The sequence below is a fragment of the Arthrobacter sp. HS15c genome (genome assembly GCF_040812005.1).
In the GTDB taxonomy this organism is placed as follows: domain Bacteria; phylum Actinomycetota; class Actinomycetes; order Actinomycetales; family Micrococcaceae; genus Arthrobacter.
On record NZ_JBFOHM010000008.1, the window covers coordinates 45,684 to 60,089 of the forward strand.

13 protein-coding genes are annotated in these 14,406 nt (G+C 67.1%); 3 read left to right on the forward strand and 10 right to left on the reverse strand.

Going from position 1 to position 14,406, the window contains the following annotated elements:
- Positions 1-14 precede the first annotated feature (14 nt).
- From ABV518_RS14255 to ABV518_RS14280, 6 genes are all read right to left on the reverse strand, one after another.
- Positions 15-1,181 (reverse strand): RtcB family protein, encoded by a 1,167-nt coding sequence (locus tag ABV518_RS14255; RefSeq protein WP_367767815.1) that lies wholly within the window; start codon positions 1,179-1,181, stop codon positions 15-17.
- A gap of 155 nt (positions 1,182-1,336) precedes the next feature.
- Positions 1,337-2,770 (reverse strand): sulfate adenylyltransferase subunit 1, encoded by a 1,434-nt coding sequence (locus ABV518_RS14260; RefSeq protein WP_367767817.1) that lies wholly within the window; start codon positions 2,768-2,770, stop codon positions 1,337-1,339.
- Positions 2,771-3,718: a sulfate adenylyltransferase subunit CysD gene (cysD, locus tag ABV518_RS14265; RefSeq protein ID WP_367767819.1), complete on the reverse strand. Its 948-nt coding sequence runs from the start codon at positions 3,716-3,718 to the stop codon at positions 2,771-2,773.
- Positions 3,715-4,443 (reverse strand): phosphoadenylyl-sulfate reductase, encoded by a 729-nt coding sequence (locus ABV518_RS14270; protein ID WP_131131855.1) that lies wholly within the window; start codon positions 4,441-4,443, stop codon positions 3,715-3,717. The genes cysD and ABV518_RS14270 overlap by 4 nt, the downstream gene beginning before the upstream one ends.
- A gap of 26 nt (positions 4,444-4,469) precedes the next feature.
- On the reverse strand, positions 4,470-6,218 hold the full coding sequence (locus tag ABV518_RS14275) for a nitrite/sulfite reductase (protein WP_367767821.1): 1,749 nt from the start codon (positions 6,216-6,218) through the stop codon (positions 4,470-4,472).
- A 177-nt stretch (positions 6,219-6,395) separates the two neighbouring features.
- Positions 6,396-7,139, reverse strand: a complete 744-nt coding sequence (locus tag ABV518_RS14280; protein WP_367767823.1) for a sirohydrochlorin chelatase — start codon at positions 7,137-7,139, stop codon at positions 6,396-6,398.
- A gap of 61 nt (positions 7,140-7,200) precedes the next feature.
- Between ABV518_RS14280 and ABV518_RS14285 the strand changes: the two genes are divergently transcribed.
- Both ABV518_RS14285 and ABV518_RS14290 read left to right on the forward strand, forming a co-directional pair.
- The gene (locus tag ABV518_RS14285) at positions 7,201-7,905 is read left to right on the forward strand and encodes a trimeric intracellular cation channel family protein (RefSeq protein WP_367767825.1); all 705 of its coding nucleotides are present in this window, start codon (positions 7,201-7,203) and stop codon (positions 7,903-7,905) included.
- 13 nt (positions 7,906-7,918) lie between these two features.
- Positions 7,919-8,344 carry a hypothetical protein gene (locus tag ABV518_RS14290; RefSeq protein ID WP_131131179.1) on the forward strand — a complete coding sequence of 142 codons (426 nt, stop codon included), beginning with the start codon at positions 7,919-7,921 and terminating at the stop codon, positions 8,342-8,344.
- Between the two features lie 117 nt (positions 8,345-8,461).
- On the opposite strand, the gene ABV518_RS14295 is transcribed toward ABV518_RS14290, so the two are convergent.
- From ABV518_RS14295 to ABV518_RS14310, 4 genes are all read right to left on the reverse strand, one after another.
- Complete coding sequence (locus tag ABV518_RS14295; protein ID WP_367767827.1) at positions 8,462-9,298, reverse strand: type IV toxin-antitoxin system AbiEi family antitoxin domain-containing protein; 837 nt, start codon at positions 9,296-9,298, stop codon at positions 8,462-8,464.
- A gap of 376 nt (positions 9,299-9,674) precedes the next feature.
- Complete coding sequence (locus tag ABV518_RS14300) at positions 9,675-10,775, reverse strand: polyprenyl synthetase family protein (protein WP_367767829.1); 1,101 nt, start codon at positions 10,773-10,775, stop codon at positions 9,675-9,677.
- On the reverse strand, positions 10,772-12,103 hold the full coding sequence (locus tag ABV518_RS14305; RefSeq protein ID WP_367767831.1) for a geranylgeranyl reductase family protein: 1,332 nt from the start codon (positions 12,101-12,103) through the stop codon (positions 10,772-10,774). The genes ABV518_RS14300 and ABV518_RS14305 overlap by 4 nt, the downstream gene beginning before the upstream one ends.
- Before the next feature lie 5 nt (positions 12,104-12,108).
- Positions 12,109-12,885 carry a demethylmenaquinone methyltransferase gene (locus ABV518_RS14310; RefSeq protein ID WP_367767833.1) on the reverse strand — a complete coding sequence of 259 codons (777 nt, stop codon included), beginning with the start codon at positions 12,883-12,885 and terminating at the stop codon, positions 12,109-12,111.
- A gap of 107 nt (positions 12,886-12,992) precedes the next feature.
- On the opposite strand from ABV518_RS14310, the gene ABV518_RS14315 reads away from it, so the two are divergent.
- Positions 12,993-14,399: an isochorismate synthase MenF gene (locus tag ABV518_RS14315; RefSeq protein ID WP_367767835.1), complete on the forward strand. Its 1,407-nt coding sequence runs from the start codon at positions 12,993-12,995 to the stop codon at positions 14,397-14,399.
- Positions 14,400-14,406: the final 7 nt, after the last annotated feature.

A 14,406-nucleotide genomic window follows, 5' to 3' on the forward strand; every position in this document is an offset into this window, starting at 1 on the left:
GCGGTTCGCGCAGTTCAGTCGCCCTTAACGTTGACCAGCTGCCGCAGCTTGTGCCGCACCTTGACGAGGTCCGCGGCGTCCCTCATCACGACGTCGATGGGCTTGTAGGCCGCCGGGATCTCATCGATGAACGCGTCGCTGGGGCGGAACTCGATGCCGTGCATGGCTTCCTTCAGTTCCGCCAGCGAGAACGTCTTGCGGGCCGCAGTCCGGGAGTACTCGCGGCCGGCCCCGTGCGGGGAGGAGTTCAGCGAGGCGCGGTTGCCCAGGCCGTCCACCACGTACGACGCCGTCCCCATGGACCCCGGAATAAGTCCCGGATCGCCCGGCTCGGCCCTGATCGCCCCCTTGCGCGAGACCCACACGGATTTGCCGTAGTGCATCTCCAGCTGTGTGAAGTTGTGGTGGCAGTTGATCCGCTCACGTTCCGTGACATGGCCGCCCACCCAGTGGCCGAACTGTGCGATCACGCGGTCCATCATTTCCTCGCGGTTCAGCAGGGCGAAGTGCTGGGCCCAGCGGAGCTCCCTGATGTACGCATCAAACTGGGGTGTGCCTTCGTCCAGGTAGGCGAGGTCGGGGTCGGGCAGTTTGGTCCCCCGCTTCCGCGTCACCTGCTGGGCGACGCCGATATGGTGCTGCGCGATCTTGTTCCCTACGCCGCGGGAGCCGGAGTGCAGGAACAGCCAGGCGGCGCCGGTTTCGTCGGCGGAGACCTCGATGAAGTGGTTGCCCGAACCCAGGGAGCCAAGCTGCAGCTCCCACCTTTCGACGTACTGGGCGGGGTTGAAGCCTGCCTTGGCCGCCAGCCTTTTGAGCTCGGCAATCCGCGGCTCGGCGGTGGCCAGGACTCTCCGGTTGTTGTGGCCGGCGGACAGCGGAATGGCGCGCTCGATGTCCTCGCGCAGCCGCTTCCGGTCCCTGGGCAGGTCCTTCACCGAGTACTGGGTCCGCACGGCGATCATGCCGCAGCCGATGTCCACGCCGACGGCGGCCGGAATGATGGCGTGCAGGGTGGGGATCACCGAACCCACGGTGGCGCCCTTGCCCAGGTGCGCGTCCGGCATCAGGGCCAGATGCGGGTAGATGAAGGGCAGCGTGGAGGCGGCCAGCGCCTGGTCAAGGGTCTTGGCGTCCAGGATCGAGGCCCAGCTGATGAGCTTGGGGTTGATGGTCTCCACCGGTTCGCCTCCTCCTGTCGATGATGGTGGGCGAGGCAGCGGGTGGCAAGCACCGTAGGGGTCCCGAAACGAGGAAATCGCCGGAAACATGCGAGGTCGCCGCGCATTTGCGGCGACCTCGCATGTTTCCGGCGACCTCACGGGTGAGGCCAACGTCAGATCGAGTAGCGCTCGTCCTCGTGGTCGCCCGGGTGGTCCTTGACCAGGCCCGCGGCCAGCGTGTTGCCGTCCAGCGGGTCGATCACCAGGAACGCGCCGGTGCGGCGGTGGTGCAGATAGTTCTCCAACGGGAGCGGTGCGGCGAGCCGGAGCTGCGCGTGGCCGATGTCGTTCAGCTCCAGGCTTGACGCCGCCTCCAGCTTGAAGGACGCGAGGTCCAGCTTGCCGCTGACGTTGCGTACAAGCGCCTGGACGGTGCGGGTGCCGTGCTTGACCAGCACCTTGGCACCTTCCCGCAAAGGCTTGGGCGAGAGCCAGCACAGGGCTGCGTACAGGTCGGCGGAGGACTCGCGGACGGTTCCGGCGGCGGCGATGGTGTCACCGCGGGCGACGTCGAATTCCTCGGCCAGGCGGATGGCCACGGACTGCGGCGCGAACGCCTCCTCCAGGGACTCACCGGCGAAGTCGATGCCGGTTACCGTGGTGGTGCGGGAGGCCTGGCCGGGCGTCAGCACAGACACCTTGTCCCCCACCTTGACGGAACCCTCGGTGATCTGGCCAGCGTACGCACGGTAGTCACGGTAGGCCTCCACGTCCAGGCCGCCTGCAACGGCGTCGGGCGCCAGCGCACCCTGCGGCCGGATGACCAGCTGCACGGGGAAGCGGAAGCTCTCAAGCTGAGTGTCGATCTCGTCCGCGGCCGGCAGGGTCTCGAGGACCTCCAGCAGGGCCGGGCCGTCGTACCAGGGGGTGCGCTCGGACCGGTCCACCACATTGTCGCCGTCGAGGGCGGACACCGGGATCACCAGCAGGTCGTCGATGTGGTCAGCCGTCCCCAGCGCAGCCGCGCCGATGCCCAGTTCGCGGGCCACCTGCTGCACGTCGGCCTGGATTTCGCGGAACACGGACTCGCTGAAGTCCACGAGGTCGATCTTGTTGACGGCCACAATCACGTGCGCCACGCGCAGCAGCTGCAGCACGGACAGGTGCCGGCGGGTCTGCTCCAGGACACCCTTGCGGGCGTCAATGAGTACGACGACGGCATCCGCAGTGGACGCGCCGGTCACCGTGTTTTTGGTGTACTGCACGTGCCCGGGGCAGTCGGCCAGGATGAAGCTGCGCTGGTCCGTGGCGAAGTAGCGGTAGGCCACATCGATCGTGATGCCCTGCTCCCGCTCGGCGCGCAGGCCGTCTGTCAGGAGGGCCAGGTCGATCGCCTGGGTGCCGGTGGCACCCGCGCCGCCGAAGCCGCGGTCCGCGGAGGTGCGGGCAACGGCGTCGAGCTGGTCAGCGAGGATCGCCTTGGAGTCGTGCAGGAGGCGGCCCACCAGAGTGGACTTCCCGTCGTCGACCGATCCTGCCGTGGCGAAGCGGAACAGCGTGGTGGGCAGGGCTGTTTCCAGCTCAGCGGCCAATGTGTCGGTGCTCATTTAGAAGTACCCATCCTTCTTGCGGTCTTCCATGGCTGCCTCGGAGATGCGGTCATCTGCACGGGTGGCGCCACGTTCGGTGATGGTGGAGGCGGCAACTTCGATCACAACGTCGCTCACGGTGGCTGCGGCCGATTCAACGGCACCGGTGCAGGACATGTCGCCCACGGTGCGGTAGCGGACCGTCTTGGTGATGACTTCCTCGTGCGGCAGCGGCTGGGAAACCTCGCCCACCGCGCGCCACATGCCGTCGCGGGCAAACACTTCGCGGTCGTGGGCGTAGTACAGGCCCGGCAGCTCGATGTTCTCGCGTTCGATGTAGCGCCAGATGTCCAGCTCGGTCCAGTTGCTGATGGGGAACGCGCGGACGTGCTGGCCCACGGTGTGGCGGCCGTTGTAGAGGTTCCACAGTTCGGGGCGCTGGTTGCGCGGGTCCCACTGGCCGAACTCGTCGCGGAGGCTCAGGATGCGCTCCTTGGCGCGGGCCTTGTCCTCGTCGCGGCGGCCGCCGCCGAACACGGCGTCGAACTTGTTCTTCTGGATGGCGTCCAGCAGCGGGACGGTCTGCAGCGGGTTGCGGGTGCCGTCGGCGCGCTCGGCCAGCTCGCCGCGGTCGATGAACTCCTGCACGGAGCCGACGACCAGCTTCAAGCCCAGCCGCTCGACGGTGCGGTCGCGGAAGTCGATGACCTCGGGGAAATTGTGGCCGGTGTCCACGTGCAGCACGGGGAACGGCACCTTGCCCGGCCAGAACGCCTTCGTGGCCAGGTGCAGCATCACCACGGAGTCCTTGCCGCCGGAGAACAGCAGCGCGGGCTTCTCGAACTCGGCCACGACTTCGCGGATGATGTGGATCGCTTCGGACTCGAGGGCGTCCAGGCTGGAGAGGCGCGTGGATACGGCGGCTTCAGTCACCTGGATGGTCTCCTCAGTTAGGAAAGTGCTCATACGTGTAGTCCGCATTCTGTCTTGTCGGTCCCTGCCCAGCGGCCGGCGCGGGGATCGTCGCCCGGTGCCACCTTCCGGGTGCAGGGCTGGCAGCCAATGGAGGGGTAACCCTGGGAAAGCAGCGGGTTGACCGGCAGGAGGTTGTCATCGGAGTACTGGACCAGCTGGTCGAACGTCCACGCGGCCACCGGGTTGACCTTGACCAGGCCGTTGACGTGGTCCCAGGTCACCAGCGGGGTATTGGTGCGGGTGGGGGCCTCGTCGCGGCGGACGCCGGTGAACCAGAGTTCGTAGCCGGCCAGGGTGCGGCGCAGCGGCGCCACCTTGCGGAGGGCGCAGCACTGGGCTGCGTCGCGGGCAAAGAGGTCCTTGCCGAGGAGCCGGTCCTGCTGCTCCACGGTGTTCTCCGGCAGAACGTCAACGACGTTGACGCGCAGGTTCGCGGCCACCTCGTCGCGCGTGGCGTAGGTTTCCGGGAAGTGGTAGCCGGTCTCCAGGAACAGGACGTCGACGCCGGGCATCTGGTCAGCGACCAGGGCCGGGAGGACGGCGTCGGCCATGGAGCAGGCGACGGCCACTGCGGAGAGGTCGAAGTTGCGCTCCACCCAGGCGATCACGTCGCGGGCCGGGGCGTCCCAGCCGAGCTCGGCGGCGCCGGACTCGGCGATGGCCTTGAGCTCGTCGTGGGTGCGGAGGGTGGGCTTGGTTTCGACAGGCTCAACCACCGGGTCGATACCCGCTGCGTGTTTACTCACTGGAGGGCCTCCTCATCTGCTGCGTGGGCCCACTCGGCGAAGGTCTGGCCTTCGGCGCGCTGGGCAACGAACGTGCGGACGACGCGTTCGACGTAGTCCGGCAGGTCCTCGACGTAGACCTTGAGGCCGCGGACGGTGCGTCCCAGGCCTGCCTCTTCGCGGTCGGTGGAAGCTAGCCCGCCGCCGAGGTGGACCTGGAAACCCGGGGTGGGGTCGCCGTCGGGCGTTGGAAGCATCATGCCCTTGAGGCCGATGTCCGCGGTCTGGATGCGGGCGCAGGAGTTGGGGCAGCCGTTGATGTGCAGGGACAGGGCGTGCGGCAGTTCACCGGACGCCGCGAGGTCCGCCAGGCGGCGTTCCAGCTCGGCGACGGCGGTGGCCGCGGTGACCTTCGTTTCTACGATGGCCAGCTTGCAGTATTCGATGCCGGTGCAGGCGATGGTGCCGCGGCGGAACACGGACGGGCGGGCGGACAGGCCCAGGGCGTCCAGCTCGGCAACCAGCGGCTCAACTTGGTCCTTGGCGACATCCAGCACCACGAGCTTCTGGTGCGGGGTGGTGCGCAGGCGGTACGAGCCGCGGGCCTCAAGGGTGTCCGCGAGCTTCACCAGCTGACCGCCGGACAGGCGGCCGGCCAGTGGGGTGGCACCGATGAAGAACTTGCCGTCCTTCTGCTCGTGCACGCCGATGTGGTCACCCGGGGACGTGGGCTTGGGCGCGGCCGGACCGTCGGCCAGCTTGTAGCCCAGGTATTCGTCCTCGAGGATCTGGCGGAACTTCTCCGGACCCCAGTCGGCCATCAGGAACTTCAGGCGGGCCTTGGTGCGCATCCGGCGGTAGCCGTAGTCGCGGAAGATGCTGGTGACGCCGAGCCATACTTCGGCGGCTTCCTCGGGGCGGACGAAGGCGCCGAGCCGCTTGCCGAGCATCGGGTTGGTGGACAGCGCGCCGCCGGCCCAGAGGTCGTAGCCGATGCCCAGTTCGGGGTGCTTCACACCCACCAGGGCGAAGTCATTGATCTCGTGGACCACGTCCTGGCTGGGGTGGCCGGTGATGGCGGTCTTGTACTTGCGCGGCAGGTTGGACAGCAGCGGGTTGCCGATGAACCGCTCCCCCAGTTCCGCGATCAGCGGGGTGGGGTCGATGATCTCGTCCTTGGCGATGCCGGCCACCGGGGAGCCCAGGATGACACGGGGCACGTCGCCGCAGGCCTCGGTGGTGGACAGGCCAACACCTTCGAGGCGGGTCCAGATCTCGGGGATGTCCTCCACGCGGATCCAGTGCAGCTGGATGTTCTGGCGGTCGGTGAGGTCGGCGGAATCCCGGGCGAAATCAACGGAAATCTGGCCGATGACGCGCAGCTGCTCGGTGGTGAGCGCACCGCCGTCGATCCTCACACGGAGCATGAAGTACTTGTCTTCGAGCTCGTGCGGCTCCAACGTTGCGGTCTTGCCGCCGTCGATCCCGGGCTTGCGCTGGGTGTACAGGCCCCACCAGCGGAAGCGGCCGTGCAGGTCCTGGCCGGGGATGGAGTCGAAGCCCTCTTTGGAGTAGATGGACTCGATACGCTCGCGCACGTTAAGGCCGTCGTCTTCCTGTTTCCAGGTTTCGTTGGCGTTCAGCGGGGTTTTTCCGTCCACTTTCCACTGGCCGTGCGGCTTTGCAGCGGGGCGGGTGGAGGTGCGTGCGGGGCGCTTGGGGGTAGCGGGGTCCGCAGACGCTCCGGCTAGAGCTGTATCAGTCATGCATCGACTGTAGGTCCCACCTGAATAGCGTCACAAAGGGTCGGGAAACGCTAAGTCACCTAGGGAAATATTTCGTCATGAACCGCCGAAGGGCCTTGAAGATGCCCCCGGGCTGTGCATCGGCGGGGGGCACCGCGGGCCCCCTTTGCTGTGCTGTTGAGGCGCCTTCCGGCCCGCTTAGGGCCCCGCCGCTTCCTGTCCGGTGGCGGCGGCCGCTTCGGTGCTGGCGACGGCGACGGCGGCGTCGTAGCGGTCCAGCGCGATCTCGGCCATGAGCCGCGACGGCAGCAGCGGTTCCGTCACGATGTCGGCTTCGGCTTTCGCCAGTTGGTCGTGGAAGAAGCCGTGCGCCAAGAGATAGGAGGCGATGATTACCCGTCCTTGTCCGCCGCCCGGATATGCGGCACGCAAGGAGGCAACGGCGTCGGGCACTGAAGGCTTCGCAGCGGCGCCATAGGCGGGCACAATCCGGTTGCCTCGAAGCTCCCTGAGGTGTTCGGCGAGCTTTTCAACGCTGGCTGAGGCCTTGGGGTTGGTGGATCCTGCGGCCGCCAGCACCACGGCGTCGTGTTCGGTGGCCCCCGCCTCGCGCAGCCGCTGGTCGAGGATCTCCGCCAGCCTGGCGTCCGGGCCGAGGGGTTCTGACGCGCTGCTGCCCTCGCGGCCTCGCGCCGCCTTGGCGATGTCCACTTTGGTGTGGAAGCCCACGCTGAGCAGCAGGGGCACAATCACCGCCGGCTCGCCCTCCGGCAGCCCTGCCATGACGTCAACGAGGTCCGGGTCCTGGACATCAACGTATGCCTCCCGCACATCCAGGCCGGGGCGCAGGGCGGCGATGTCGGCACGGAGGCCGTTGACCTCGGAAGCACCCAGCGGGCTGGACGTTCCGTGGGCGCAGGCGATCATGATGGGGCTGTTCATACCCGCTAGCGTAACGTTGGAGCCGCCCTGTCCGCCCTCTTGAAATACGCCGGGACGCTCCATGACATTCCCTTTTGACATCGCCCTGGTCTGGCTGGACCTGGCCGGCGTCTTCTTCTTCGCCGTCTCCGGATCCCTGCTCGCGGCGCGGAAACAGTTCGACCTGGTCGGCTCGCTGCTTCTGGCCTCCCTGGTGTCGTTGGGCGGCGGCGTGATCCGCGACATCATCCTGAACACCACCCCGGCCGCGTTCACCAACCCGGCATACCTGGCACCTCCCGTCCTTGCCACCGTGCTGGTCTACTTCCTGTTTTCCAGCGTCCAGCGGTTCACCTCGCTGCTGACCCTGTTCGACGCCGGCGGGCTGGCACTGTTCTGTATCACCGGCACGCTGAAGGCGCTGACGCTGGGGATGAACCCGGTTGCCGCTGTGCTGCTTGGGGTGACGACGGCGGTGGGCGGGGGCCTGTTGCGGGACATCACTGCCAATGAGGTGCCCCAGCTGTTCGACCCCCGCGACCTGTACGCACTCCCCGCTTTCAGCGGCGCGGCCCTGACCACTTTCCTCTGGGTGACCGGTTCCTTCAACGCTTTGACAGCGTGCGCTGTGGCGGCCGTGGTGTTCACCTTCCGTGTCATCGCGTGGCGCCGCTCCTGGTACGTTCCGCTCGCAGTGCACGGCTGGCACCGGCGGGGTGTGGACGGTTCCGCTGGCACTGATGGGGCTGGTGGGGCTGGGCGCGGCTCGGGAGCACCCCGGAATTAGCTACGATATGACCATGACTGACATGTTCCTCGAGAAGTTCCGCGCGCTTGTTCCGAAGTATCTCGAAGACGAATGGCAGGAAGAGGACGGGCTGTCCGCCGACGAGCTTGACTCCGCCCTCGACGAACACCAATTCCAGATCCCCCTGGTCCTGCGCGAGTTCTACCTGGCCCTTGGCGGCTGCGAGGACCTGATGGAGGCGTACCACTACTTCTGGGACCCCGAGGAACTCGAAGTGGACGACGAGGGCTTCCTGATGTTCCTGGAGGACGAGGAAGAGCAGTTCACCTGGGGCTTCCGAGTGGGCGACCTCGGCGTCCCGGACCCCATCGTCTACCGCCGCAACAACGCCCGCGCCCAGTGGAAGTCCGAGGAAGGCACGTTCTCGGAGTTTGTCTTCGACATGTTCGAGTGGGCTTTCAACGACGAGGAAGACTAGGGGTTCCTGGGGCTTGGTGGCTGGCTCTGCCGCCGTCGCGGGGCACTTTGACACGGACACGCCGTCAATGAAGCATGGAATGCGCTTGCAGGGCGCCAATGTGCCCCACGACCGGCCTTAACGCGCGCCGAAGCCTCCCTGCCGGCACAGCTCCAGTACCGCCAACACCTCTGCCACCATCCGCTCAGGGTGATGGACGACGTCGTCATAGCCGAATCTGAGGCCAAGACGCCCGCCGATCAGGGTGGCGTTGTTCCGCTTTCGGTCCTTCTTTACTTGCCGTGGCTCCAAATGGGTGCTGCCGTCGGTCTCCACCACGAGGCAATCCTCAATGAGGAAGTCCACCTCGCCCACGCCCGAAAGCTCTACGTGCCTGCGGATGTGGAGCCCCGCCCGCCGGAAGTGGTAGTTGGCCAGCACCTCCAGTACGGAATCCGCCCGAGGGATTACGTAGTCCAACAGGGACCTGGCGCGGGCGTTGCGGTTCCCAGGGAGCTTCCGCCGCAGGAAATCCACCGTGACGTCTCCCCGCTGGGCTGCGCACTGGACCATAACCAGCGCCTCCACCGCGGGCAGGCATCGCAGAGCATGAATGAGGACGTCGGCCAGGCCCGCCACGGGCAGCCATCTGTGCGGCGGATGTCCACACCTCCCGTGAAGCACCGTCCCAGGCGGGGCCTTCTTATGCCCTGGGCTCAGGTGCACAGAACCCGGGTCATGCAGCGTCCATAACTGGTACGTGGGTGCGGCTGACAAGCAGGTCAGCAGGGCGTTGTGCTCCAGCGCCAGGCCGAGTACATCCGCCTGCCGCGGCATGCTGTAGACGCCCCGCCGGATCCGTACGATGCGCCCGGCGGCCAGTGCTTTGTCGATGTAGGCCCTGGAAAATCCGGCCTTATGGAGCGTCGAAGCCCGGGCCACGCTCCGCGGAGCGAGAAAACTCTCAATATCCATGACTCCACGGTGCCCGCCGGCCACAGCAGAGGGCAGATCCAGGCTGCGCCATGTGGACAACGCCGCCGTCCTGGGGCACTTCGACACGGACACGCCGCCACTCCAGCGCGGAATGCGCTTGCTGCCCGCCAATGTGCCCCACGACAGGCCGAAAAGTTCGTGACACGCGCAGTAACAAGGGACTTGCATCTTGTGACAAAGCTGTCATAGACTGTTCACGGATCCGCTAAACGCCTCCGGCGGATCTGATGCGAACGGAGAAATAGCCCCGGTTCGACGCAACGTATGACTCGTATCGTTGCTGAGAATCGGGGCTATTCCGTTTAAGCCAAAGGCCTGGCCTGGGCGATAACCCGGGCCAGGCCCCCATAAAGAACTAGCTGGCGCGGTCCACCACAGCCAAGGCGAAGTTCGACAGCGAGGACTTCACAACACCCTCCGGCAGTGGCGCCAGCGCGGCAATGGCCTCGTCGGCCCAGCGGCGTGCAACTACCCAGGACTCGGCGGTGACGGGGTGCTCGCGCAGCCCGGCAACTGCGGCGGCCAGGGCGTCGTCGGAGGTCAGGTCGCCGTCAATCAGCTTCAAAAGTTCGACGGCGGACTGGTCGCCATCCGCTGCGGCGCGCCGCAGGAGCAGGACCGGCAGCGTGGGAACACCTTCGCGGAGGTCGGTCCCCGGGGACTTGCCGGACTTGACCTTGATGCCGGTGACGTCAATGACGTCGTCGGCGAGCTGGAAGGCCACGCCCACCTTCTCGCCGTACTCCACCAGGACGTCCTCGTAGGTGGGATCGGCGCCGGCGAAGATGGCACCCAGCTGGCCGGAGGCGGCAACCAGGGACCCGGTCTTGTCGGCAATGACGGAGAGGTAGTGCTCCACCGGGTCCTCGTCGGGACGCGGGCCAACGGTTTCGTGCAACTGGCCGAGGCAGAGGCGCTCGAACGTGCGGGCTTGGATGCCGAGGGCACGCGAACCCAGCTCGGACACCAGGATGGACGCGCGGGCAAAGATGAGGTCGCCCGTGAGGACGGCCACGGAGTTGCCCCAGACCTCGTGGGCCGTGGGGGCGCCGCGGCGGAACGGGGCCGAGTCCATCACGTCGTCGTGGTAGAGCGTTGCCAGGTGGGTCAGTTCCACCACGACGGCGGCCTGCACCACGGCCGGCAGTGAAGCGTCGCCCAGGTGAGCACACAGCAGTGTCAGCAGCGGCCGGATGCGCTTGCCGCCGGCTTCCACGAGGTGACGCGACGTTGCGTCAGCCAGCGGGTCCGAGTTGGCGATGGCTTCGCGCAGCTTCTTTTCCACCCGCGCCAGGTTGTTGGTGATGGCGGGGCCCAGCTCGGCGTCCTCCGCGATCGCCGCGAAGCCTGCGGGCAGCTGAAGTCCCGTGGCAATGGCGGTGGTGTTGAGGCTGGGTTCGGAGTCCGGCAGGCCGTGCCCGGCGTGCGTCCAGCTGTGGTCTGCGGAGTTGGTCACGGGTTAACCCTAACTTTTTGTTGCGGATACCGCTGATTCGAGGCCGACGGTGTATTGGATGTGGCCGGAACCAGCGACTCCAGGACGCGGATGGCCCGGTCCTCGAAGCTTTTCGCGGCTGGATCGGTGAGGTTGGCAAGCAGCCGCACCACAAAGCGCATCAGCACGGGAATGGGCATCCCGGTCCGCAGCGCGAGCTTCATGACGGCGGGCTTTCCGATCAGCGCGGCAAAGGCCCGGCCCAGCGTGAAGTGCGATCCCCACTGGCCCCGAACATAGTCCGCGTAGCCGGAAAGGTGCGCATCGGCGTCGTACATTCCGCCCGCGGCATAAGAGCGCGAGGAGGCGTCAATGATGAACTCGGCCGCGAACCGCGCCGACTCCATGGCGTAGGAGATGCCCTCGCCGTTGAACGGGGAGACCATGCCGCCGGCGTCGCCCAGGAGCAGGAGTCCGGGCGAGTAGTGCGGGGTGCGGTTGAAGCCCATGGGCAGCGCGGCACCTCGGATTTCGCCCACCTGGTTTTCCGGGGTGAAGCCCCAGTCGGCGGGCATGCCAGCGGTCCATTCGCGCAGGACCTGTTTGTAGTCGAGCTTGCCGAAGTCCTTGGACGAGTTCAGGATCCCCAAGCCCACGTTGGAGGTGCCGTCGCCGACGCCGAACACCCAGCCGTAACCGGGGAGCAGTTTTCCGTCGCGGCCGGGGAGCTCCAGCCAGCCTTCCATCCAGTCGTCGTCGGTTCGGGGCGAGGTGAAGTAGGTGCGGACGGCGACGCCGAGGGGCCGGTCGTCGCGCTTCTGGATGCCCAGCGACACGGCGGTCCGCGTCGAGTTGCCGTCCGCGGCGAGGACGACGTCGGCGCTGAAGTCGCACGTCTCCCCCGTCTTGCGTCCGGACTCATCCAGGAGCGCTGCGCGGACTCCGGTCACGCGGCCATCCTCCGAGCGGAGGGCTTCGGTGACGCTGTGCCGCTCAAGGATCTCGGCGCCGGCGGCGTGGGCGTGGCGGGCGAGTTCCTCGTCGAACCCGAGGCGGGTACGGATCAGGCCGTACTGCGGGAAATCGGAGACCTCGGGCCAGGGCAGCTCGATGGTGCGGCCGCCGGCGATCAGGCGCAGACCTTTGTTCCTCCGCCAGCCCTCCGCTTCCGGGTGCGGCAGGCCAAGCTTCTGGATTTCGCGGACGGCCCGTGGGGTGAGGCCGTCGCCGCAGACCTTCTCGCGCGGGAAGCTGGTTTTTTCCAGGACGGTCACGCTGATGCCGGCCTTGGCAAGGTAAAACGCGGCGGTGGAGCCGGCAGGCCCCGCGCCGACAATCAGTACATTCACGCCGTTCAGCGGACGATGTTGCGGCGAAGCTTGGCGACGGGGCCTTTGTTCGCGGCAATGGCGGCCGCACCGCCGTCGGGGCTTGAGTCCGCCGGTTTGGTGGCGCGGTGGATGGCCACGATCCCGCCTGTGAGGTTGCGGTAGGTGACCTTTTCCCAGCCGGAGTCCTGCAGCCACGCGGCCAGGTGGTCCTGGTCCGGCCAGGCGCGGATGGACTCGGCGAGGTAGACGTAGGCGTCCGGGTTGGAGGCCACCTTCACGGCGATGGCGGGCAGGGCACGCATGAGGTATTCGGTGTACATCGTGCGCCACAGCGGAACCACAGGCTGCGAGAACTCGGCGATGACCAGTTTGCCTCCGGGCTTGGTGACGCGGAGCATCTCGGCCAGGGCCTTCTTGGGCTCATTGACGTTGCGCAGCCCGAACGAGATGGTGCTGGCGTCAAAGGAGTTGTCAGCGAAGGGCAGGTTGGTGGCGTCACCGGCAACAAAGTTGATGTCGGGGCGGCGGCGCTTGCCCACTTTGAGCATTCCGAGCGAGAAATCGCAGGCCACCACGTCTATGCCTGCATCGGCATATGGCTCGCTGGAAGTGCCGGTTCCGGCGGCCAGGTCGAGCACCCGCTGGCCCCTTGTGACTTCCATGGCTTCCACCACAACCTTGCGCCAGCGGCGGGTCTGCCCCATGGAGAGGACATCGTTGACGACGTCGTATTTAGGTGCGACGTCGTCAAACATCGTGGCTACTTCGTCCGGACGCTTATCCAAGGATGCTCGGTTCACTCAGCCATTGTCTCAAATGTTCAGCAGGCCCCCTAACCACGGGCGGTTTCCGCCGCCGGAGGCCGGTTACGGGGAGTCCCCGCGCCCGGGAGTACTGTTATCTCATCATGACGAGCACGTTCCGCACCTTGACAGTCCCCCTGGATGGAAAAGCATCTCCCGGGGGGCTGCCTCAGTTTCTGGTCCGGGACGATGTCCTCTGCTGGACCCGCCGCGAGGCCGGACTGGTGGGCTTCGGCGAGATCGCCCGGTTCACCGCGACGGGCCCCGAGCGCTTCCTGGAGGCCGACATCTGGTGGCGCCACCTGGTCCTGGAAGCCGAGATCACTGATTCGGTGGAACTGCCCGGTACTGGCCCGGTGGCTTTCGGCTCGTTCGCGTTCTCCAAAAAATCCGCCCATGAGTCCCGGCTGATCGTGCCGGAAATCGTGGTGGGCGTCCGGGACGGCCGCTACTGGGTCACCCAGTTAACGTTCGACGACGGCGCGCTCACCGAGGCGGGCGCCCTCGCCGCCCTGGAGCGCTGGCTCAGCAGCGGCAGCACTGGTGCCGCTGCCACGTTGGGCGGCGGTACGGCGCCGGCAGTTATCTCAACCGGGGACGGCACCTCCCCTGCCGTATCCGCAAAGGCGGGTCACGCCGTCGTACGTCCTTTGCCCCTGGCCGCTGGCGCAACGCTGCACACGGGGTCCCTGAGCGAAGAGGACTGGATGGCCGCCGTCGCCGCCGGCGTGGAGGAAATCCGGACCGGAGCGCTGGAGAAGCTGGTGCTGGCGCGAGACATCGTGGCCACGGTTCCCACCGGAGTGAATGCAGCCCGGGTGCTCCGCGAGCTGTCGGCACGGTACCGCGAATGCTGGACGTACGGGGTGGACGGGCTGGTGGGGGCCACGCCGGAGATGCTGATCCAGGTGGAGGGGCGCACCGCTCAGGCGCGCGTGCTCGCCGGGACGCTGGACCGGCGCGACGCGCACGGCGAGGCCGGAATCCCCATGGATTACGCGGAACGCGTGCTGGCCGGGTCCGAGAAGCAGCGGCACGAGCACGAGATCGCCATCCAGTCGCTGACGTCACAGCTCGCGCCGTTCTCCGAGGCCATGAACGCGCACGACGAGCCGTTCATCCTGGAACTGCCCAACGTGTGGCACCTGGCGTCGGACGTGAAGGCGGAACTCGCCGAGGTGGAGGGACACGTCCCCACCTGCCTGGCCCTGATCAACGCCCTGCACCCGACAGCCGCTGTCTGCGGCACACCGACGCTGGTGGCGGGTGCGCTGATCCGCAAGCTGGAACACCTGGACCGCGGACCCTATGCCGGGCCGGTGGGCTGGCTGGATGCGGCCGGCAACGGCGAGTGGGGCATCGCCCTGCGGGGTGCAGTAATCGAGTCGCCGGATACGGTGCGTCTGTATGCCGGCTGCGGCATAGTCGACGGTTCCCAGCCCGAGGCCGAGCTGGCCGAGACGTGGGCCAAGTTCCGGCCGATGCTTGAGTCGCTGGGTATCAACAGCTAGTTTTGGC